The 21,357-nt window shown below is 68.7% G+C and carries 17 protein-coding genes; 9 read left to right on the top strand and 8 right to left on the bottom strand.

All coding sequences use genetic code 11. The features are described from left to right. Positions 1-123: 123 nt before the first annotated feature. Both ACYUED_RS25090 and ACYUED_RS25085 read right to left on the bottom strand, forming a co-directional pair. A complete protein-coding gene (locus tag ACYUED_RS25090; protein WP_491294420.1) occupies positions 124-3,195 on the bottom strand; it encodes an AfsR/SARP family transcriptional regulator in 3,072 nt (1,023 codons plus the stop codon). Between the two features lie 343 nt (positions 3,196-3,538). Beyond that, on the bottom strand, positions 3,539-4,438 hold the full coding sequence (locus ACYUED_RS25085) for a glycosyltransferase family 2 protein (RefSeq protein WP_491285246.1): 900 nt from the start codon (positions 4,436-4,438) through the stop codon (positions 3,539-3,541). A 400-nt stretch (positions 4,439-4,838) separates the two neighbouring features. On the opposite strand from ACYUED_RS25085, the gene ACYUED_RS25080 reads away from it, so the two are divergent. Then, positions 4,839-5,771 carry an NAD-dependent epimerase/dehydratase family protein gene (locus tag ACYUED_RS25080; protein ID WP_491294418.1) on the top strand — a complete coding sequence of 311 codons (933 nt, stop codon included), beginning with the start codon at positions 4,839-4,841 and terminating at the stop codon, positions 5,769-5,771. Between the two features lie 283 nt (positions 5,772-6,054). On the opposite strand, the gene ACYUED_RS25075 is transcribed toward ACYUED_RS25080, so the two are convergent. Next, entirely contained in the window at positions 6,055-7,683 is a 1,629-nt protein-coding gene (locus ACYUED_RS25075; protein ID WP_491285244.1) for a serine/threonine protein kinase, read from the bottom strand. Positions 7,684-7,856: 173 nt separating this feature from the next. On the opposite strand from ACYUED_RS25075, the gene ACYUED_RS25070 reads away from it, so the two are divergent. Continuing rightward, a complete protein-coding gene (locus ACYUED_RS25070) occupies positions 7,857-8,651 on the top strand; it encodes an FHA domain-containing protein (protein WP_491285242.1) in 795 nt (264 codons plus the stop codon). A gap of 55 nt (positions 8,652-8,706) precedes the next feature. Here the strand turns inward: ACYUED_RS25070 and ACYUED_RS25065 are convergent, their stop codons facing one another. From ACYUED_RS25065 to ACYUED_RS25055, 3 genes are all read right to left on the bottom strand, one after another. After that, positions 8,707-8,934 carry a hypothetical protein gene (locus tag ACYUED_RS25065; protein WP_491285240.1) on the bottom strand — a complete coding sequence of 76 codons (228 nt, stop codon included), beginning with the start codon at positions 8,932-8,934 and terminating at the stop codon, positions 8,707-8,709. A 31-nt stretch (positions 8,935-8,965) separates the two neighbouring features. After that, entirely contained in the window at positions 8,966-11,320 is a 2,355-nt protein-coding gene (locus ACYUED_RS25060) for a hypothetical protein (protein WP_491285238.1), read from the bottom strand. A gap of 81 nt (positions 11,321-11,401) precedes the next feature. Further along, the gene (locus tag ACYUED_RS25055) at positions 11,402-12,136 is read right to left on the bottom strand and encodes a Crp/Fnr family transcriptional regulator (protein ID WP_491285236.1); all 735 of its coding nucleotides are present in this window, start codon (positions 12,134-12,136) and stop codon (positions 11,402-11,404) included. A gap of 185 nt (positions 12,137-12,321) precedes the next feature. On the opposite strand from ACYUED_RS25055, the gene ACYUED_RS25050 reads away from it, so the two are divergent. The 7 genes from ACYUED_RS25050 (at position 12,322) to ACYUED_RS25020 (ending at position 17,571) form a co-directional block, all read left to right on the top strand. Continuing rightward, the gene (locus tag ACYUED_RS25050) at positions 12,322-13,065 is read left to right on the top strand and encodes a hypothetical protein (RefSeq protein WP_491285234.1); all 744 of its coding nucleotides are present in this window, start codon (positions 12,322-12,324) and stop codon (positions 13,063-13,065) included. A gap of 9 nt (positions 13,066-13,074) precedes the next feature. Further along, positions 13,075-13,491, top strand: coding sequence for a hypothetical protein (locus ACYUED_RS25045; RefSeq protein ID WP_491285232.1), 417 nt, complete (start codon positions 13,075-13,077; stop codon positions 13,489-13,491). Beyond that, positions 13,488-14,690, top strand: coding sequence for a protein phosphatase 2C domain-containing protein (locus ACYUED_RS25040; RefSeq protein ID WP_491285230.1), 1,203 nt, complete (start codon positions 13,488-13,490; stop codon positions 14,688-14,690). The genes ACYUED_RS25045 and ACYUED_RS25040 overlap by 4 nt, the downstream gene beginning before the upstream one ends. After that, positions 14,687-15,829: a hypothetical protein gene (locus tag ACYUED_RS25035; protein WP_491285228.1), complete on the top strand. Its 1,143-nt coding sequence runs from the start codon at positions 14,687-14,689 to the stop codon at positions 15,827-15,829. The genes ACYUED_RS25040 and ACYUED_RS25035 overlap by 4 nt, the downstream gene beginning before the upstream one ends. A 14-nt stretch (positions 15,830-15,843) precedes the next feature. After that, positions 15,844-16,494 carry a vWA domain-containing protein gene (locus tag ACYUED_RS25030; protein ID WP_491285226.1) on the top strand — a complete coding sequence of 217 codons (651 nt, stop codon included), beginning with the start codon at positions 15,844-15,846 and terminating at the stop codon, positions 16,492-16,494. A 2-nt stretch (positions 16,495-16,496) separates the two neighbouring features. Continuing rightward, the gene (locus ACYUED_RS25025; protein ID WP_491285224.1) at positions 16,497-16,793 is read left to right on the top strand and encodes a hypothetical protein; all 297 of its coding nucleotides are present in this window, start codon (positions 16,497-16,499) and stop codon (positions 16,791-16,793) included. A gap of 523 nt (positions 16,794-17,316) precedes the next feature. Beyond that, the gene (locus ACYUED_RS25020; RefSeq protein WP_491285222.1) at positions 17,317-17,571 is read left to right on the top strand and encodes a hypothetical protein; all 255 of its coding nucleotides are present in this window, start codon (positions 17,317-17,319) and stop codon (positions 17,569-17,571) included. Positions 17,572-18,826: 1,255 nt separating this feature from the next. Here the strand turns inward: ACYUED_RS25020 and ACYUED_RS25015 are convergent. Together ACYUED_RS25015 and ACYUED_RS25010 are read right to left on the bottom strand one after the other, a co-directional pair. Beyond that, a complete protein-coding gene (locus ACYUED_RS25015) occupies positions 18,827-19,798 on the bottom strand; it encodes a restriction endonuclease subunit S domain-containing protein (RefSeq protein WP_491285220.1) in 972 nt (323 codons plus the stop codon). Next, positions 19,795-21,333 carry an HsdM family class I SAM-dependent methyltransferase gene (locus ACYUED_RS25010; protein ID WP_491285218.1) on the bottom strand — a complete coding sequence of 513 codons (1,539 nt, stop codon included), beginning with the start codon at positions 21,331-21,333 and terminating at the stop codon, positions 19,795-19,797. Before ACYUED_RS25010 ends, ACYUED_RS25015 begins: the two co-directional genes overlap by 4 nt. Positions 21,334-21,357 lie beyond the last annotated feature (24 nt).

Raw genomic sequence — 21,357 nt, 5'->3', positions numbered from 1 at the left:
AGTCGGCCCCGCAGACGACGGGTGGCAGGCGACGGGCGACAGGCCGGCGGGGTGACGGGGGCCGGTGCGACTGGAGTCGGCCCAGTGAACGGCAGTGGCAGGCGGCGGGTCGGCGTTCGGGAGTCAGTGGGTTTCGGGGTCGGCCAGTAGTTCTCTCAGTTCCGTCACCACCGTCTTCTCGTCCGTCCCGTCCAGGGCGTCGAGCGCCGCGCGCCATTCCTCGTAAGCCTCCAGCGCATGGCCCCGCTCCCGCAGCAGGAGGCCGTACTGATGGCGCACGAGACCGCTCGTGTAGCGGTCGGCGCGGGCGTTCGCGCGGCGGAGCAGTTCGGCGCACTCGCCGCCGGCCCGGTCCGTACGGCCGAGCAGCCTCAGCGCGCGCACCAGCCCGAGCCGGGTCTGCGACTCTCCGTGCCAGTCGCCGTGTCCGCCCAGGATGCGCAGGCTCTCCTCGAAGTGCGGGACGGCGGCGACCGGTTCGCCGAGGGTGAGATGGGCGTACCCGATGTTGCAGTGCGCGGAGTGCTGCACGATCACGGCACCGATCTCGTGGCCGATGGCGAGCGAGCGCCGGTGCTGCTCGATCGCGGCCCGCGGATCGGTGTGCTCGTACAGGTTGCCGAGGTGGCTGCGGGTCACGGCCTCGCCGTGCGGGTCGTTCAACTGCCGTGAGTACTCCAGGCTCTGGCGCAGGGCCCGCCGGGACTCCTCGTAACGGCCGAGCCCTTCGAGCAGCAGGCCCCGGTTGTTGAGGCAGCGGCGCATCCAGGAGACGCGGTCGAGCCGCCGCCAGATCGCCAGTGCCCGGTCGTTGAGGTCGAGGGCCTCGCTCTGCTGCCCGGTCAGGAAGTGCAGGCCGGCCAGGTCCCCCAGCGCGTATGCCTCGGCGGCCTCGTCACCGAGCCGGCGCGCCACGCTCAGAGCGGCCCGGCCGAGCACCTCCATCTCGGCGACACGGCCACTGCGCTGCACATACGGGAAGAAGAGGCGGATCAGTACCGAGATGCGGGCGGCCCTCAGTTCGTCGGTGTCCTCGGCGTGCCGCTCGACCAGCGTGACGACGTTTCCCAGCTCCATGTCGCCCCAGGCGAAGGCCTGTCCGGAGGATTCGAAGCCGGGTAGGGCGGCCACGTGTGCCACGTGGTCCGGCGGCTGGGCCGCGGTCGGGCGGCGGCGGTCGTCCTGGTCGAGGCCCGGTTCGACGAGCGCGGCGAGGGCGAGTTCGGCCGCGGCGGCGTACCAGGGCAGGGCGGAGTCGACGGCGTCGGTCTCGTCCGCGGCGAGTTCGCGGGCGAAGTCGCGCACCAGGTCGTGCGGGGCGTAACGGCCGTACGCCGTCTCCTCCAGGAGGGCCACGTCGACGAGCCGGTCCAACGCGGCCTCGGCGCGGCGCGCGTCGATGCCGACGAGGTGGGCGAGCAGGGGCGCGCCGTACGCGGGCAGATCGAGGGCGCCGATGCCGCGCAGCACGAGGGCGGCATCCCGGTCGGCCTCCCGCTCCGAGGCGGCGAGCGCGTCATGGGCGACGGCCAGGGAGCGGCGGACGCTCAGGTCGTCGTACTCCAGATGGTGCAACCGCCCCTCGGTGGCGGCCAGTTGACCGGCGAGCACCTCAGGGGTGAGCGCGCGGCGGGCGGCGAGGCGGGCCGCGACGATGCGCAGGGCGAGCGGGAGGCGGCCGGCGAGTTCGACGAGGGGGTGGGCGGCGTCGAGGGCGCTGCGGCCGGAGAGCGCCCGCAGCAGCGCGGCGCTCTCCTCGTCACTCAAGGGGGTGAGCGGGAAGCGGCGGGCGCCGTCGAGGGCGGTCAGCGGCGAACGACTGGTGACGATCACGGCGCACCCGGCGCCCGCCGGCAGCAGCGGCCGCACCTGTGCGGCGTTCGCGGCGTCGTCCAGGACCAGCAGCGTGCGGGTCGGCGCGAGCAGCGAGCGCAGCAACGCGGCGGCCGCGTCCGGGTGTTCGGGGATGCGGCGGGGCTCTGTGCCCAGGTCGCGGAGCAGGGCGGTGAGCGCCTGCGCGGAGGTGAGCGGGGTCATGCCGGGGGTGGCGCCGTGCAGGTTGACGTACAGCTGACCGTCGGGGAAACGTTCCCGCAGCTGATGGGATACGTGCAGGGCGAGGGCGCTCTTGCCCACGCCGGCCATGCCGTTGATGACCGTGAGGGCGTGACTGCGCCGGTCGAGCAGGGCCCGGTGCAGGTCGGTCTGTTCGGGCGTGCGGCCGGTGAAGTGGGGAGGTGGCGGGGGGAGTTGCGCCGGCGCGGGTGGCATGGGGGATGACGTGGCGGGTGGCACCCGGCCCTCGACCGGGCGCGAGAGCCCATGCGCACCACCCGTACCGCTTTTGTCGTGGGGTGCGGGTGGCCGGGGCGGGCGTTGCCCGCCGTCGGCGCCTGCCGGGCCGTCGGCCCCTTTCAGTACCTCCGTATGCGCCTCGCGTACCGCCGCGCCCGGTTCGACACCCAGTTCCTCCACCAGGCGGGTGCGCAGGTCGCGGTGGACGGCAAGGGCCTCGGCCTGCCGGCCGGTGCGGTGCAGGGCGAGCATCAGCTGGCGGTGGAAGGCCTCGCGCAGTGGATGCTCGGCTGTCAGGGCGGCCAACTCCGGTACGAGTACGTCCAGTCGGGCGCTGTCGGCAGCCAGCTCGGCGTCGTGGCGCCATTCCAGAAGCAGCAGCCTCGCCTCCTGCAGCCGCTGGACGAAGGCGTATCCGCTCAGCTCGGCGGGGAGCCCGCTGAGCGGGGTGCCGCGCCACAGCGCGAGCGCGGACATGCACTCGCGCACGGTCCGCTCCCAGTCGCGGTCGGCGTGCGCACCGCGTGCCGCCGCGACATGGCGTTCGAAGACATGGACGTCCAGTTCGCCCTGTTCGACCCTCAGCACATATCCGGGCGGCACGGCCCGCAGCCGCTCGGGGTCGTCCAGCAGCCGCCGCAGCCGGGCCACGTGGTTGTGCAGCGAGGCCTGTGCGGAGGCGGGCGGCGCCCCGCCCCACAGCGCGTCCTTGAGCGTCTCGACGGAGACGACGCGGCCGGCTTCGAGGAGCAGGGCGGCAAGGAGGGTACGGACCTTGGGGCTGCCGATCGCGTTGACACCGGCCTCGTCGTCGGCGACGCCGGACACACCTGGGGCGCTCTGGACGTCGTACAGAACCGGCGGTCCCAGCAGTCCGAAGCGCAGCTCGTGCCGCCTCACGCCGTCCACTGCGTTTCCGCCTTCTTGGCGGATTTCCGCCCTGTCACGACGGTTTCCCGCCACCCATTGCTCGACGGTCTCCGTTCGAATCCGCCGCGGCTGCGGCCGTCCGGCGTCGGCGGCCGGCGGCTTCACGCCAATCGACCGACGCCTGAACGCAGACCCGTTGGCCACATGTTAGCGATCCGTTGGCAGCACCTGATGTGATCACTTCATCGGATCTGGCCCGGGGGTGCGCGCGTAGAACGCGTAACTCGGGGGAGTGTCGCTGCCGCGGCCGGATCCGGGGACACGAGAGGGTCCCGGTCGGCGGAGGTGAGCGACCGGGACCCTCGTCCTGCCTTCAGATGACGGGCGGCCGGCCCAGCCGGGCGAGCCGCCACACCGTCCGCCAGCGCATGGGCCGCCGCTTGCCGGCCGGCTCCCGCAGCCCCTCGACGAACCCGCCGAACCAGGCCCGCAGACCGGCTCGCGAGCGGGTCCGCAGGAGTGTGAGCAGCGTCCAGATCCCCAGGTGGACCGGGATCAGGGGGATGGGCAGTCGGCGGCGGACCAGCCACACCCGGTTGCGGGCGTTCACGCGGTAGTAGATGGCGTGCCGGGCCGGTGAGGTCTTCGGGTGCTGGAGCAGCAGTTCGGGTGCGTACAGGATCCGCCAGCCGGCGTCGGTGGCGCGCCAGGCCAGGTCGGTTTCCTCGTGGGCGAAGAAGAACTCGGCGGGCCAGTCGCCGATCTCGTCGAGCATGGCCGTGCGGAAGCCGTGGCCGCCACCAAGGAATCCGGTGACGTAGCCGCCCTTCATCGGGTCGGATGCGCCGATCCGGGGCACGTGCCGCTGCTGTGTCTCGCCGTGCTCGTCCGCGATGCGGAAGCCGACGATGCCGAGCTTCGGGTCGGCCGCGAAGTGGTCCCGTACCCGTCGCAGTACGTCCGCGTCGACGAGCAGCCCGTCATCGTCCAGTTCCACGACGACGTCCACGTCCCCGAACTCCCGCAGCCGGGCCAGCGCCTGGTTCCGGCCGCCGGGGCAGCCGAGGTTCTCGTCGAGTTCGAGGAGGGTGACCTCGCCGGGGAGCGCCAGGCGGTCGGCGAAGTCGGACAGCGGGCAGCCGTTGCCGACGACCACGATGCGGGCGGGGGCCAGATCCTGCTTGGCGACTGACTCCAGCAGGGCGTCGACCTCGTCGGGCCTGTTCCCCATGGTCACCACGGCGACGGCGATCCTCGGCGCCCGGTCCTCCATGTCCTTCACCCCATCCCGGCCACCGACGATTTCCGACCCGCGATGCTAGCCGTTCACGGTAAGGACTTCTTTAATACGCCGCGGGCGCCGGGTGTCGTGTTCCGGGCGCCCACCGGGCAGGGAGGTCGGTTCCCGCAGTCCGTGGGCCGGCCGACGGGTTCGCGGCGTCCGCGAAGGGCCGTCGGCAGGAGGTTGGCGCCCGCAGTCCGCAGACCGACCGACGAGTTCGCGGCCTCCGCACACCTCCTTGCCCCGTGGGGGAACACCCACGCCAGTTCCCCTTGGTTGACCAGGCGGTCGACGTCATGCTGGACGTGTTCGCCCGGCGCGACCCGGCCGAGTTCCACCGAGTGACCCTGTGCCCGCACCAGGCCCTGTGAGGAGCCGAACCTTGCCCACCGTGGTGATCACCGGCGCCGGCGGATTCGTCGGCCGCCATGTCGCTCGCGAGGCCGAACGCCAGGGCCTCACTGCACGGCTGACGGCCCATCGCAGCCAGGTGCGCACGAGCGGCGCGCCGGGCACGACGATCGTCCCCGCCGACCTGACCGACCCCGGTTCGCTGCACGGCCTGTGCGACGGCGCCGACGCCCTGCTGCACTGCGCCTCGCAGATCGGCGGCCCGGACGCGCTGTGCGAGGCGGTCAACGCCCGCGGCACGGCCGCGCTCGTGGCCGAGGCACACCGGGCCGGGGTCGGCCGCGTCGTCCACCTCAGCACCGCCGCCGTATACGGGCGGGGCACCTTCCTACAGGCCCGGCCACAGGACCTGGACCGCTCTCCGGTCTCGGTCACCTCGCGGACCCGGGCGGTCGGCGAGGACGCCGTACTCGCCGCGGGCGGCACGGTCGTACGCCCGCACCTCGTCTACGGCGAGGGGGACACACGGGTGGCACCCGCGCTGGCCCGGCTGCTGCGCGGTCTGCCCGGCACGGTGGAGGGCTGGCGCGCACGGGTGTCGCTGGTCGCCGCCGAGGACCTGGCCCGGGCGCTGGTCGCCGTCGCCCTGGCGCCCCGCGAACAGCTCACCGCGCCCGTCTACCACGCCTGTCACCCCGAACCCGTGCCCTGGCACACCGTCCTGGGCGCGGTCGGCGATGTCGCGTCCGTTGCCTGGCCGGAGCGGGACCTGACCCTCGACGAGGCGTACGAGTGGTTGCGGGCGCAGGGACGCTCGCGGCACGACCTGGACATGATGGTCACCGACCACTGGTTCGACAGCGAGCCGCTGTGGGCCGACCTCGACTGCACACCGGGCGCCTTCAGCGAGCGCTTCGCCCACTACGAGAGCTGGTACCGCCAGGCACTGGCCCCGGCGGCAACCGCCCTGTAGCCGGGGGGATGACGCACACGCCTGGCGGGAACGGCTGGCACCGGCTGCCCTCATCCTTGCGCTCAAACACAGAGACCCCCGAACACTCATTTACGAAACGTGCTCATCGTGCGACTGTGCTCGCACGCCCCACGCCCACCGGGATCGGAGCTGTCTCATCTCGGGGGCCCGTGCCTTGGCGGCCGGTCTATTGATGACCTGGTCAGACGGCTGCGGAAGACTACTGGCATCACGTTCGAGCCCCACCCATACCGGCACTCTGTCTCTACTTGGCCCGCTTGTTTCACTGCTTGACGGGGGTGTGGCCGTTCATGGCGAAGCGGGGGGCACACTGCTCGTCGGATCGGTCGCTCGCGTTCCAGACGCAGATCCACATCGTGTGGCCGACGTCTGAGATGAAATTTGTCTTCGCGGCGCCCCAGGAGGCATAGAACGTGTACGCGATGCCGTCGCTGCGGTAGAGCTCGGCGTCGCAACTTTGATTCAGGGAGGTATTGAGCACGCCTGCGAGTTCGCCGGAGCCGTTGTCGTCCAGCCAGGCGGAGCAGGCGGCGTCGTTGCCGACCCAGGAGGTGTCCGCCTCGGAGCCCTTGACCTGTGCCGGGTCGTCGCTGCCGTTGATACCACTCATCGACGACGAGGTGACGCGGGTGGCGGCTGCTGAGGACGCGGCGGTCGCGACGGGGCCAGAGGGCGAACGCGCGCTGGACGCGCGCGGCGGGACCGTCGTGTCGGTGGCGGCCGGGATGACCGGGGTCGGGCGCCCGGACTCCGCGGTGCGCGAGGCCGAACGGCTTGGGTTCGCGGAGGACGTCCGTGTCGCCCCGACCACGGGCTCGACGCTGACCGACGCGCTGCCGGACGGATGCGCAGCCCCTTTGTGCCGGGAAGCGGGCGGGACGAGCACGAACGCGGCGACGGCGCCGAGGGCGATCACTGCGGCGGTCGGGAGCAGGAGCAGGCGTTTGCGTGGGTGGCGAGGTACCGCGGCAGACGTGGGCCCGGTCTCAGGCATCGGATCCGAATCCAGGTCCGGCGGCGGGACGGTCTCCAGCTTGCCGACCGGCGTCGCGGCGAAGGCACGTCGCGAGGCGATGCGTGACATGACCTCGGAAGGCCAAGGGGGAGGCGGAACGCGCAGGTGTGCGCGGGCCGCCTCCGCCAGCTCGCCGGCGGTGGGGCGGGCTCCGGGGTCGGTCGCGAGACAGGACTCGACGACGGCGGCGAGGTCGGCGTCCACGGCGCGCAGCGGCTCGACGTCGGGGACGACGCCGGGCGTGCGGCCCGAGGCCGCGTAGAGCAGGAGCGCCGCGAGCGAGTAGACGTCCGCGGGCGCGTCCACGTCCTCGTCCCCGGCCTGCTGTTCCGGTGCCGAGAAGCCCTGCGTTCCGTAGCTGCCGCCGCCCTTGGTGAGCCTCGCCTGGTCCGCGGCGCGCGCGATGCCGAAGTCGATCAGCTTCACGCCGTCCCGCACCAGCATGACGTTGCCGGGCTTGACGTCGCGGTGCGCGATCCCGAGCGCGTGCACGGCCGACAGGTGAGCGGTCGCCTCGGCCAGCAGCAGCCACAGCGCCTCGGCGGGCAGCGGGCCACGCAGCCGGACCGCCTCGTCCACGGTGAGTCCGGGTAGGTACTCGGTGGCGAACCAGGGGCGTTCCGCGGTGCCGTCGCTCGCCAGCACCCGCGGCCCGACCCCGGTCGGCACCCGGTAGAGGATGCCGACCTCGCGTTCGAAACGCTCGCTGGAGACCAACCGTGACCGGACGCGCTTGACGGCGGCGTAGCCCTTGTCGGACGCCCCGAGATAGACCTCGCCCATGCCGCCGACGCCGAGCAGGCCGATGATGTTGAAGCTGCCGATCTCCTGCGGGTCGTCCGCGCCGAGCGGTTCGGCGATCGTGCTATCCATCATCAGCAGTTCCCCGACCGCTCGCGCTCACGGACGGGCAGGCTATCGAGCAAGTCAGGGCCAGGCAACACAAGTTGGCGGCGGGCGCGCCCTTGCCCGGCGTACACATCCGGCGGGAGGACCGGTCCTCGGAGTGCGTTCATACACTGACGCGAGCCGAGCCGGAGGTATGTGACATGGCGTACGGAAACTTTCCGCCCCAGATGCTGCCGCCGGGCAGTCCCTCCGACAGGGTGCCCTCGGCGCCGCCGGGGACGATCTTCGTACTGGGTCCGGAGGGCGGGTACGCCGTGCCGCCGCGCCGGTACACGCTGCTGTTCGGGCGCGACCGCGAGGACGTTCATGTGCCGGTCGGTGTCGACGACCCGACCGTCAGCCGTCGGCACGGCGTGTTCACCTGCACGGCCACGGACGGTGACTGGTGGCTGGTCAACACCGGCAATCTGCCGATCGAACTGCCCGACGGCGTGCTGATGCTCACCGGCCACAAGCGGCTCATCGAGTCCGGGTACACCCCGTTGGTGATCAACTCGTCCAAGCGGCGTTCGCACCTGGTGGAGGTCCGCGTCGCGGACGAGGACGACGAGCACCCACGCTCCACGAGCGGCGCGGAGACGGTGGACCCCGAGACGGTCTACGAACTCTCCCCGCAGGAGCGGCTGGTGCTCACCGCTCTCGCCCGGCGCTACCTGGAGGGCCACGATGCCTTCCCGCTCCCGCTGGCCTGGGAGGACACTGCCCGCCTGGTCAACGCCTCCCCTTACGTGACAAAGTCCTGGACCCACAAGTCGGTCGCGAACACGGTCGAGGACGTGCGCGAACGGCTGCACCGCCGGGGCGTGCGCGGACTGCTGCGCGACGAGGTCGGCGAGCCGGTCGGCTCGACACTCAGTGTCAACCTGATCAGGGAACTGCTGAAGACGGCGACGCTGAGCGCTCAGGACCTGGAGTTGCTGGCCGACAAGGACTGAGCGAACCGCAGCGTACGTGCCCCGGTCGATCGTCGGCCGGGGCACGCGGCGTTTCTCAGCCTTCCGCCTCACGCTCGGCTCCGGCGTTGTATGTGACGTGCATGATGCCGTGTTCGACCGCGAAGACGGCAGCCTGGTCCTTCGCCGAGTTCTCCTGCTGCGGCTGCGGCTGCGGCTGCTCAGGGCGGTGCGTCGTGGTCGTCACGCGGTTGTTGTCTCCTACGACGAAGGTGCCGGAGACGTCCCCGGTGTGGATGTCCCCGTGTGTGGATTCCGCGGGCATGGCAGGCCTTTCTTCCGGTCAGGAGCGGGGGTCAGACAGCGCCGCAGTCCGTCTGCAGGCTGTGCGAAGCCGAGTTCATCGCCGGGGCCTGACTCGACGGGTCGACCTCGGAATTCTTCGGATCGTTCTCGTACGACTGGTACAGGCTCTGGAGCTGCTGAGCGGCGGTCAGCATGTCGTCGAGGTCTGATACGACGGAGCTGTCCTGCGCTTGCGAGATGGCCCCCTGCAACGTGGACACGATGGAACCCAGGTCGCTGATGACGGTGCCGACCTTGGAGAGCACCGTGCTGTCGTCGGGAGCGGTGGACGTGGCGCCCGAGTTGTAGGAGGCCATGTCGCTGTTGTACGAGTCGACCGCGGCGGACGCGATAGCGGTGTCGGTGTTGAACTGCTGGGTCTCTGACGACAGTTCGGAGATGACGGTCGCGCACACGGGATCGACGGTGGGCTCGGTGCCGTCGGCCGGCAAGGTGTCGTCGATCGGGTTCGGAGTACTGACGGAGCTCGACGTGACGACTGGAGACGAGTTCGGCTGGTCGTTCGCGTACACCGCGGCACCCACGCCCAGCACGGCTACGAGGCCGAGCGTGCAGGCGAGGGCGAGTGCCGATATTCCGCCCTTGGCAGTCGCCGCGCCGGCGGCGGTGAGCGCCGTACGGCCTGTGCTCGTCCCGGTCGTGGTGCCCACGGTGTGCGGCGACCGGGCGACGGAAGGGTGCGCCGACGAGAGGTCGATCCGCTTCGGGCTCGGTGCGGCTGAGTGCGCGCCGGCCGTGTGGGCGGCGACGTGCGGCTGTGCGGAGGCATGGGACAGGTCGACCACCGGCCTCGCCGCGCGTGCGGGCAGGGCTGTGTGCGCGTGAGCCGAAGCGGCGGACGAGGAGACGGTCGGGTGGGTGATGGCCTGCGTGTGGACCGCGCCGTGCGTCGGGGTGAACGGGTGGACCGGCGGTGTGGTGGTCGGCGCCGCGTTGGCGACCTGGTGGGCCGCCGAATGCGCGTGCAGGGCGGTGAGTTCCCGCCACAGCACCTCCGCCTCCAGTACCAGGGCCGTCGTCTGTGCGGCCCGCCCGAGCGCCCTCCGGCGGGTGCGGGCCTCGCGCAGGAAGAACTCCTCTCCCTCCTTGTCCCCCGCGCTCTTCGCCGCTTTCCAACCGACTCCGAGCAGGCTGCCCCACGCGTCGAACTGCCGGGACAGCGCCAGCTTCGGGGAGGCGGCACGGGCCAGTGCCGCGCCGAGCTGGGCGTGTCCGCTCCGCTCCGCCCGCAGCACCGCGACGTCCAGAGCCTGGAAGTGTGCCGCGACGTCGTCCGGGGTGGTGTCCTTCGCCTCGACCCAGTCGGTGAGCGCCCGGCAGAGCCGGTCGGCGGGAAACTCCGTCGCCCGGCTCCTCCACACACACTCGGCGACGTCCGGCGGACAGCTGTAGCCGGTCTCCGAGGCGAGCAGCAGGCCGTGTCGCACCAGACCGTCGGCGAGCGCGTCGGAGTCCTGCAGGCCCAGCAGATCATCGAGATGCCGGGCGGCCAACTCGGCGCCGGACAGCGAGCCGAGCAGGTACAGCAGGTCGCGCTCCTCGGGCCGGAGCCTGTTCAGCAACGCGGGAAGCAGTTCGGGGAGATCGGCGATGCCCGGCAGGCCCTTGCCGGTCGCGGCCGACAGGGCGATGCGCCGCAGCTGGAGCGGGTTGCCGTCCACCGCGTCGCACAGCGCGTCCACGATCGGCGCCTCGTCGGGCCGCAGCTTGCGGGAGAGCAGCGTCCCCACCAGTTCCGCCGCCGCCGGGGCCTTCAGCCCTTCGAGCTGGATCGTGTGCACACCGTCGAGCGCCGACCGCTGCTGCGAGGTGAAGACGAACGTGGACTGCTCGGCCATGTCGAAGAGCCGGCGCAGGTCCTTCTCGTCGAGTCCCGCGTCGTCCAGGTAGATCCGCAGCCGCAGGGTCTTCAGATGCTCCTTCAGCACCTCCAGCGACGGCTTGTAGTTCGGCGCGTGGAAGCTGATGTCGAAGATCGCCTGCGCGATGTCATCAGCCGTACGTCCGCCGGCCTCGATATAGGCCACATCCTCGGGCCCGCTCGGCGTCTTGCACGCGAAGTGGCGCAGCAGCGCGCTCTTGCCGACCCCGGACGCGCCCCAGACCTGCACCAACTGACCTGCCTCGATGGCCTCTTGCACTACGCGCAGGTCCCGCTCTCGTCCGATCAGCGGCTCGACGGCCGACCGCGGCAGCTGGGAGATCGGCCGGCGCCTGACCGGATCCGGTAGCGGGCCCGTGTGCACGACGCTCACGTTGTTCTGGTTGCCTATGACCACCGTTCCGGACACGTCGCCGACCCGGATCCACTCGGGATCCTCCGGACCACCGTTGTTCTCTGGCATCTGCTTCCCCCGTCCTCTCCAACGCCCGGGTCCCGGCAGTTGGTCATGGTGGCGCCGACCCGCCGTGCGAACCCGGCGCTATTACGTGTTCGGCGAGATCGCCGACGATCCGGCGGGCCCGGCCGCGCCGGCGATCCGGGCGAGGTGATCCAGGTCGAGGATCGTGATCCTGCGGTAGCCGGTCACGACCGCGCCCGACTCCCGCAGCGCCCGCAGGGCCTTGTGGATCGACGACTCGGCCGCGCCGACCAAGGTGGCCATCTCCGGCTGTGACAACGGGAGTTGGGCTTCATTGCGGCCGGGACGCCCGTAGGTGACGGCCAGGTGGTGCAGGATCCTGGCCAGCCGCCCGAGCACGTCGCAACCGGTGAAGTCGACGATCCGGCCGGTCGCCGTGCGCAGCTTGGCCACCACACTCGCGCTGAGCGCGAGTCCTATGGCGGGATGCTGTTTCGTGCACTCCAGCAGTTCGGAACGGAGTATGTAGCGGGCCAGAACCCGGCCACAGGCGGTCACGGTGCCGACGCGCGGCTGACCGTCGATCCCGGCGAACTCCCCGACCAGGTCCCCGGCCATCCGCACGGCCAGCAGCGCTTCGCGGCCGTCCTGCGCACGCGCGGTGACCTTGACCATGCCGCCGAGCAGGAGCAGCGCGAAGTCCGAGGTGTCGGCCTCGCGGATGGTGATCTGACCAGCCGGGTAGGCCACGCCGTGGCCGAGTCCCATGAGGATCGCGCGGTCGGCCTCGTCGACTCTGCCGAGCAGCCCGGCCGGCGGCCAGTAGGCCACGGCCCCGCGAACCCGCGTGTTGCTCATCCGCCACCTCTCTTCCTCGTGCAGCCGAAGCCGCACAAGCCGTATTAGTAGCCGTTCTACCCGGGGACCCCTCCTCTACGGTCTCGTCAATCATCTTCTCGACACCGGATAACCGGACGACGGCAAATCGATCTTCGAATTGTCGGACCCCGATTGCCTGACCCCGTCGTGATCGCGGAGGAACTGTGAATCCGAAGTACGAATACCGCGCCCTGCTGGCGTGCGATATCGCGGGCTCCGCAGGCCGCGGCGAGCAGCGGCTGCAGGAGATCCGCAGAGTTCTGCATTCCGCGCTGTCCGACGCCCTGGCCATGGCGGATCTGAACGGGCGGGACTTCGTGTACGTCGACACCGGCGACGGCTGCCAACTCGTCGCCCCGCCCGCGCTGCCCAAGGCCAGACTGCTTTTCCCGCTGCTCCCGGAACTGGGCTCACGGATCCGCGAGCACAACAGGGACTCCGGCGCGGACACCCGGCTGCGGGTGCGGGCCGCGGTGCACGCGGGGGAGATCCGGCTCGATCCGGACGGCACCGTCTCCGGCGCCCCCTTCGAGGCGCTGGCCCGGCTGCTCGACTCGGCCCCGCTGCGGCACGCGACCCTGGCCGGTACCGGCGGCACTCCGCTGGCCGCGATCCTTTCGCACCACTTCTACGAGGAAACGGTCGGGCACGGCCACGAGGGGCTCGAAGCAGACGCCTTCACCGCGGCCGACGTCCGGGTCAAGGAGTACGCCGCGCGGGCCTGGCTCTGGTACCCGGGCAGTCCCGTCGGGCCGCAGGTCGGTGCCCGCCGGGATTCCGGCTCCGGCGAGCAGCTCGCGCAGCCCGGACCGCGGACCGTGGAGCAGTTCGTCCAGGCCACGGGAAACGGCACGGTCTTCGCCGTACACCGGGGCGATCAGTACATCCGCCACAACGACCGAGGTTGAGACGCGCTGATGAACGAGGAACTCGGTGAGCTGGCCGCGGGCGGCGCCACCGCTCTGGTCTCCGCCATGGGCACCGATCTCTGGCAGGAGGCGAAGAGGCTGATGAGCGGCGTCCTGGCACGGACTCGCGGCAGCCGCCGCAACGAGCTCTCCGTCGCGCTGAACCGGCAGTCGACCGCCGCGAGGGGAGCGGTCGAGGCCGGGGCAGTGCACTACTGGACCGAGGTCCTGTCCCAACTGCTCGACCAGAACCCGGATCTCGCCCAGGACGTGAGGGCCCTGGCCTCCCTGCGCACTGCAGAAAGGCCGGACATCGTGATCCAGGTCAATTCCGCCACCAATTCTGGTGAGGTATTCGCTGTGCAGAGCGGCACTCAGCACTTTGCCTCCGGTCCGAAATCCCGCAATTCCGAGGAGCAGCCGTGAGCCGGTACGACAGCCGGCGAGGCGGCCTCATGGACGGACGGGCGCGCGCGGTGCTGCTCGTGGCCGTCCTCATCGGGGCGTTCATCGAGGTAGGCACGGAGCATCGGCGGTACGGCCTGCTGGTGGACGGGTTCGCCCTCGCGGCAGTGGGTGTCGCCGGCGCGGCGGCCGTGCTGGCGTCGGAGTCCGCCGCGGCGCCGGCCCGGGAGCGGGATCGACTCGAACAGACATCCCGGCCCAGCGCAACGGTTCCGATCTGCCGCTACGTCACCGGCCCTGCGGCGCCGCAGTCCCAGCCCCCGCGACCCCAGCCGTTCCTGCGCGAGCGGCCGACCGATCTGAGCGTTCCCCGCTTCGGCGACGGTGCCCGTGCCCAGGGCTATCCCTGGCTGCTGCCGGAGCGCACGGTACAGAACGGAATCGCCGCCGACGAGGCCACGGTCGGTGCCTTCACCATCCGCGCAGCCTCCGTCATCGGGCCCGGCCACCGCTGCGGCTCGCTCGCCGAGCCGCGGCAGGACTCGTACCGGATCGGGCGGAGCCGGGACAGCCGGTACGCGATCGTGGCCGTGGCCGACGGCCTGTCCAGCGCGGCCTGGTCCGATGCCGGGGCCACCACGGCCTCCAGTCAGGCCGTCACCCTGCTGCGCGAACAGATCGAGACAGTGGGCTTCGGCGGGTTCGACGTCAAGGAGCTGTACGGGCGGATCGCGGAGTCGGTCGCCGCGCACGCGGCCGGACGTGGCGTCGACACCTCGCACCTGGCCACCGTACTGATCACCGCGGTGCTCGCCGAGCCGGACGCGAACGGCGTCGCGAAGGCCTGGGTCGGCTGGCTCGGCGACAGTTCGGCCTGGACGCTCGACCCGCGCGTCCCGCTGTGGCGGTTCTCCGCCGGCGAGGCCAAGGACCGCGCCGCCGAGGTGGTCTCGAACGAGGTCGCCGGGCGACTGCCGGACACCCCACAACTGGCCAGGGACCACTACCTCACGCTGGCTCCCGGCGCCGCCCTCGCCCTGGTCACGGACGGGATCGGCGACGCGTGGACGGACCCGGCGGGCAACGTCAACGAGTACTTCGCGAACGCCTGGCGCTCGCCGGTCCCGGCCACGCGGTTCACCGCCGACGTCGGCTTCGACGCACCGCAGTGCCTTGACGACCGCACCGCTGTCGTGCTCTGGAACGGTGACGGGGCATGACAGAACCCCATCTCATCGACGGCGCCGACAACAGTGTCGGCGACGGCCCGGCGGCCGACCCGCGGGGCTGGGCGTTGCCACGGACCGTGAGCGTCGGCGATCTCGGCCCCTTGGCCGAGCCGATCTCCGAACACAACGGCCAGGCCATCGCCGTAAGGCCACTGACGGACCATCCGGGCTGGCTGGCCAAGCTCTACCGGCCGGACCAGCACCCGGAGGACGCCCACCGGCTCGACCTGCTGATCTCGGCTCCGGGCACGCTGTCGGAGTCGGATCGCACGGTCCTGTACGCCGGGACGTGCTGGCCCGCGGCCCGGATCCACGGGCCCGGCAACCCGGCCGTCGGCTGCGTGATCCCGATGGCGCCCGAGCAGTACCGTTCCGAGCTGCGGCGCGGCGTCTTCAGCGACCACCGATTCGTGGAGATCGACTGGCTGGCGAAGTCCGACGAATCGATCCGGGGCGTCGGACTGCCGACCCCCGGCTTCGCCGGCAGGCTGGCCGCCTGCATCCAACTGACGGACCTCGCCGCGATCCTGGAACGTCTCGGGCTGGTCTACTCGGACTGGTCGTTCTCCAACGCCTTCTGGAGCCCGGATCAGCGCTCTGTCTACCTCATCGACGTCGATGGCTGTCAGCCGCAGAAGATGCCTGACCTCCACCAGCCGAACTGGGCCGACCCGCTCACGCCGCCGGGCACCGACGCGGACGAGTACACCGACCGCTACCGGCTCGGACTGCTCGTCGCCAAATGTCTGACGGGCCGACGTGACGCGCACGCCTTCCACACCGTCGCCGCGTCCCACTGGCAGAACCAGCCCGCCGTATCCGAAGTACTGCTCGACATGCTGCTCGCGACCGACCGCGAGCGACGGCCCTCGGCCGCTCAGCTGAACCAAGCGCTCAACAGCGGGCCCTATCTCAGGACCGCCCCACGTCCTCCACGCACCGCGCTGCCCCCGCTGCCCCCTCAGCCCACGCAGACTCCGATCCCGCAGTCCCCCGCCGGCACCGATGTGCCCGTGCAGGGACCCAAACCGGGGCCCCCCGAACCGCGTGAGTCCAACCCGCAGGTCGGCTGGATTCTCGTACTCGTCATAGCCGTGATCCTGCTCTTCATCATCGCCTCCAACCACTAGCTCAGAGGTGCACCATGTCACTCTGCCTGCCCACCTACGTGGTGATCGACGCGTCCTCGTCGATGAATCCCCACGAGGCAGTGCTCAACGCAACCCTCTCCCGCCTGCACTACAACCTCGCGACGAATCCACGCGTCTCGGAGTTCGCTCGAGTCAGCGTGATCGCCTTCTCCACCGACGTCCACGTGGTGATCCCCATGTCGGACATGGAGCAGGTGCCGGCCATGCCCGAGGTGATCTGCGGCGGGCGTACGGAGTACGGCAAGACCTTCGACCGGGTACGGGAGTGCATCGAACAGGACGTCAGCAACCTGAGGATGCAGAACCTCGACGTGCTGCGGCCGACGATCTTCTTCCTGACCGACGGCGGTCCTACCGACCCGCAGTGGCGGAACTCCTTCCGCGCGCTGGTGGACAGGGACTGGCCACGCCACCCCCACGTGATCGCCTACGGCTTCGGCGGCGCGAAGCGCGACGTGCTCGAACAGGTGGCGACCAAGGCGCTGTTCATCGCCGACGGTTCGGACACCGAGTCGGCGTTGAGCGCGGCGATCACTGGTCTGCTCAACTCCCTGATCGCCTCATCGAAGACCGGTCAGATGCAGATCGCCACCGACGTCAAGGGCTTCGAGTACGTCCAGGTCGCCCAGGAATACGTGGACTGACGATGGAATTCGACCCACGTTCCACGGCATCCCGCGCACTACGCGCCTCCGTCGGACTGACCGCGCTGGCCGCAGCGCTGCTCGTCTGCGGCGCCGCGGTCGAGGTGACGGGCAATCTCGTCGGCTCCTCGGCGAATGGGAGCGGAAGCGGCTCGCACCCGGCGACGACTGTGCGGCCGACCCACACCCGCTCCAGCGTCTCCGAGGCGCCGTCGCCAGACCACTCGCCCCCGACATCACCAGCCCACCTGCCCAGACCCACGACCACTGCCACCGGTAGTTCGCTCAACGGGCGGTAGAGGTCAAAGCCGCGTCCAGTGGTGACCGCGTCGAGCAGGGCATGGAGCTCGGAGGCCGGGTCCTTGTCCGTACAGGCTCGCCCGGTTGTACACCTGGGGAGGGAAGGACGACAGCCATCAACGCGACGTCAGTCCTGTGACCGTCGGCCCGACGCCTCCTGGGAGCTGACCGTCGCCGATCACGTATCTACCTGTGAACTGATCATTTCCGCCCTGTCGGCCGGAGCCATAGCACGCAGGGCCCTCCTGATTGAGCTACTGCTCATTCCGGGAGAGCGGCCGACGAGTTCGAGCCTCTGAGCAGGATCGCTGATCCGGCGGCGGCACCGAACCCGGCCCGCGCCCTTGCATGCCGTGCCATCGAGCGCGCGGCACGAGCAGTTGACGTTTGCAGAGCACACACACTGCCCGGCATTTATGTCATGCAACCATCCAAATAGGGAATTCCGTCACCAATCACACGCGCTCGTACGGCAATTGGGACGGCAAACGGGCCCACGGCGGCCCAGAGCGGGAGGCGCACGTGGGAATACTGCACGCGATCCGGATGCAGAAGCTCGTCGCGGACGCCAGGCGCGCGCACGCGCAAGGGGACGACACCTTCGAAGCGTCCATCGACATCGACCCCCGGGGCATGGCCCGGGTCAGGAACCCCATGAAGAAGATTCGCAAGGAGATCGACCTGGTCGTGCGATCCGTCGAAGCCGTCGGCTGGGAGTGCGTGGGGGTCGGCCAGTTCATGTACTCGGTCAATATGGAGTTCGTCCGAGCGCACTGAAAAGGGTTCCCGAAACCGAGTGTGGGGCTGGGGGTTCCGTATGGGTGTGCTGTTCAGATGATTGCGGCCCTGCCGGGGCACGAGGGCCGGGCCTCCCAGTAGCACAGAGGGTGTCTACCCCACCGCTTACTCGGAGGCCCTGTTTGCCGCAGTTGTATCGGCCTGCTGGGGAACAGTCCATTTCGGACATGTGGGAGTGTGGCTGCTTCACCCGCACGTACGGCAACCCCGCGGGCAACCCGAGCGGCGGGCACTGGTATCCGACCGACATGACGGACGCGGAGTGGGCCACGGTCCGCGAAAGCGACAGGTCGTCCTCACCGAACGGCACACGCTCCTCCAGCTGTTGACCACCGGCAGCCGGTCGCCGACCGACAGGGCCTCGTCCCGCACTTCCTACCCCGGCGTCAGCGTGTCGCTCGCGGCCGGATCGAGCCGATCTCGGAGAGGCGCCCTTCGAGTCCCTCCGCAGGCAGGCCGCGGAACCGACGTGCCGCACCGTTGATTGCGGTGACGCGACCCTGCGCGCCGCAGCCGACCGCATCCTCCCGGAGGCCGTATCGCGCAGCCTCCGGGTTCTGCAACATACCTGCGATCTCCTACAGTTCAGGGCCGAGGGTGCCGCGCTTGAGCCTGCGGGCGAACAGGAAGGCGGCGTCGACTCCGATGCCGCCGTAGGTGCCGAACGCGGTCACCTCCTGCCCGAACTGGGCGGCGGCCCAGGTCTCGGCGATGCTCGCGGAGACCTCGCCGACCAGTCGGCGACCCGGTCAGTGCGCGTAGATCGGCACCCGCCCCGCACTCGGCGCGCCAGCCGCCGTCCATAATCCGGGGCGGGTGCGGAATTGCTCGCGTGCTCACACCCGTGATCAACGTCAGGACCGAGCCCGGAGTGACAGCAGTCAGGACCAGACATTCCCGCCGCTACCGAGCTTCGATGCACGTGCCACAAGCGCCCGATTTACAGCGGTTCCAAGGTCAAAGAAACAAGAGAACCCCAGGTCAGAGATTCGACCTGGGGTTGACATTGGAGCCGCCTTCGGGATTCGAACCCGAGACCTACGCATTACGAGGGCCTGCATGATCGTGACGGGTGGTGATTCGTGATCATGTCTGATCCAGTTTTGCCAGGTCAGAGACTTGCCGAGCTCGGCGACGTGATGCCCGGTCCAACGAGTGCTGGACCGTCCGCTCACGCAACGCTCACGCAGATCAGTCCCTAGTCCACCGCTGCAGCCATGAGATTGCCCGACGGTCACTCAACGTCGTCAGCCTCATCTTCAAGATCTTCCACCGCCGCAGCGACGCTCGACATGAAGATGTGATGCTTGTCGTCGTTCGCCAGATAGGTCACCAGGTTCTCGCGCAGCCGCTGCGTCCCCAGGTAGTAGTCCCGAAACGCCTTCGAGACCTCGTCTGCCGCTTCGCGGCTCGGAGGGACAGGGATACGAATTTCCCTATACCGTCGGCCGACATCTTCACGGTTGGTCTGCATGAAGACGACGCGATCCCACTGCCGGCGCACCGCCTTCAGCGTCATTGCCCACAAGAGATAGAAGTTATCGAAGGAGGCGGACTCTGAGGCCCGCAGCACCAATACCTCCTTGGTCAGCACGACCCTCTCTTGCCCCGGCATGATTACCGCAAAATCGCCGATATTCTTGCTGGTGCGAATCGGGGTGATCAGGTCATATTCTTCGAGCCCGGATTCACTCCCCTTCCAGAAACGCTCGGCAACCACATCCGGCACACGATTCGTCGGATTAATATTCACCTGCCCGGCGCGAATATCGGAGACTTTGATGTAAGGGACGTGCCCGGTTCGAAAGTCTGCTGACGGGCTTCCATGCCCATGCATCGAGACCAGCAGCCCCTCGTCAACCAATTCTCCGATAGAAGCGCTCGTGAAAGCTCCCATTTCTGGCGCATCCATAAGCGCGAAGAAGTCACGCACTGAACGTTCATCGAAATAGTTTGGAACGGCAATCAGCTGCTCAGTGAGCTCGCTCTTATCTACCCAACGACTCGTTTCCGTCGTACCGAACTCGTCCACCAGGGCAGTGACATCTGCGGCGATCTGGTCGTCGATTACGTCTGTTCGAGTTCCAGTATCAGCAGCAACGACGAATAGATCCTCGCCGTCCTTGTTGATACCTACAGTCGGGGCGTAAGAGACAAATACCTGACCTTCACGAAACCAAGCTGGCCTATGCACCATGGAAATCACTTCTTCTCAAAGACGTAGAAGTTGGTCTTTGCTCGACAGAACCCTTGAAACGCTTCCATGGGGATGTTGAGGACGCCCCGAAGAGTGAACCGATCACTCAGCCATTCTGGTAGCCATTTATATGTGGGCGAAAAGAAGTACGTTTCCGGCAGGATAATCCCGAGCCTGCCCCCCTTCATCAGGAGTCTGTGCGCGCGCTCAAGAAAGACGAGGCCAATTTCGAGATCCGCATACTCACCCGGCTTCCGATTGGCTGCGGCCGCGATACTGTAATTGTTGCGGCGCGCATCAACCTTGCTGACCTTCAGGTTCTTACCGAAAGGCGGGTTTGTGATCACCACAGTGAACGACCCGTCGCTGAGAGGCCGCTCAAGCTGAGGGTAGTCCTTTGCCCACCTGTCCTCCCTTATCGAATCGCCAATGTGCACATTGACAGATCCGTCGCCAAGACCCACCATAATCGCCCGGGTAAGCTTGACGTTAATGGAGTCTTTGTCAACTCCATAGACGTTCCGGTGCGCCCAAGTTCTCGCTGCAGCAGCAGAGTCGCCAGCGGGGATGCGATCGACCAACGAAAGGAACGCTTCGGTGAGAAACCCGCCCGTTCCACATGCTGGGTCGATGATCCTGTCTTCCAGGCGAATATCCATCATTTTGACGGCGGCAGCGATTACACGCTGAGGGGTGAAGTACTGCCCTTCCCCCGCCTTCAGGTTCGCCCGGCGAAACACCTGAAAAGCGGAAGAAATCGCTTCAGGACCCACATCATTCAGGTTCAAATTGGAAAGCTCATACACCGCTTCCTGAATGGTGTGATCATCCAGCTCGAGGGCGCCTTCCCGATGGTCAGCAAAAACTTCTGGTCGGAAATTCTTAAGAGCATCGAACTGTGCCCTCATCGCCTTACCTGTCGCAACTTCCCCTCCCTGAGAGAGCTGGAAAGCGACCGGCTTGCTGGGGTCATACGACGCGTTTGAATCTGACTCCAGCTTAAGTAGCAGGAGGTTGCAAAGTTCGTTGAGTTGCGCTTCTGAACGAGTTGATCGACTATCTCTCGCAACCACGACATCCAACAGCCGACTAAAGATTGACCGCAGCTGACCGTTCTTTGGCGTAACCAAGTCGCTGAACGTCAACGGCTTCTCGGAGGGGCGCGTAAACTCTTCTCCGGGCTGTGGCAGGCCACGGTTTCGGACACGCTGAAACCTGCCGTCGGCCAACTTATAGACCCTGACGTTATCGGAACCATTGGTCCAATAACCCATGCGCGCACGTGGCTCACGGCTGAGATAGATCTCGAGCTGCGAAATGCCAGCATCGATCGTAGGCTGCTTGAATTCACAGATGACCAGGAGGTGTTCCCAATCACCTGCATTCCGCACATCATCAAAAATGGCCAGATCGACAGGCCAACCAGCGAAGGACTTTCCGTCCTCTCGCTTCGCAGCGTCGTGGGGTGACTGCGGTACGCGCCATTCAGGCTTCCACTGCAGCTGGCCCGAATCCCAACCTGCCTCCATGAGGCTCTTGAGCACCGGCACCCGCACCTGCTGGTGCTC

This window comes from Streptomyces sp. DF42 (genome assembly GCF_058267695.1).
The sequence above is the reverse complement of the archived record's forward strand: the minus strand, read 5'-3'. Positions and strand labels throughout refer to the sequence as shown.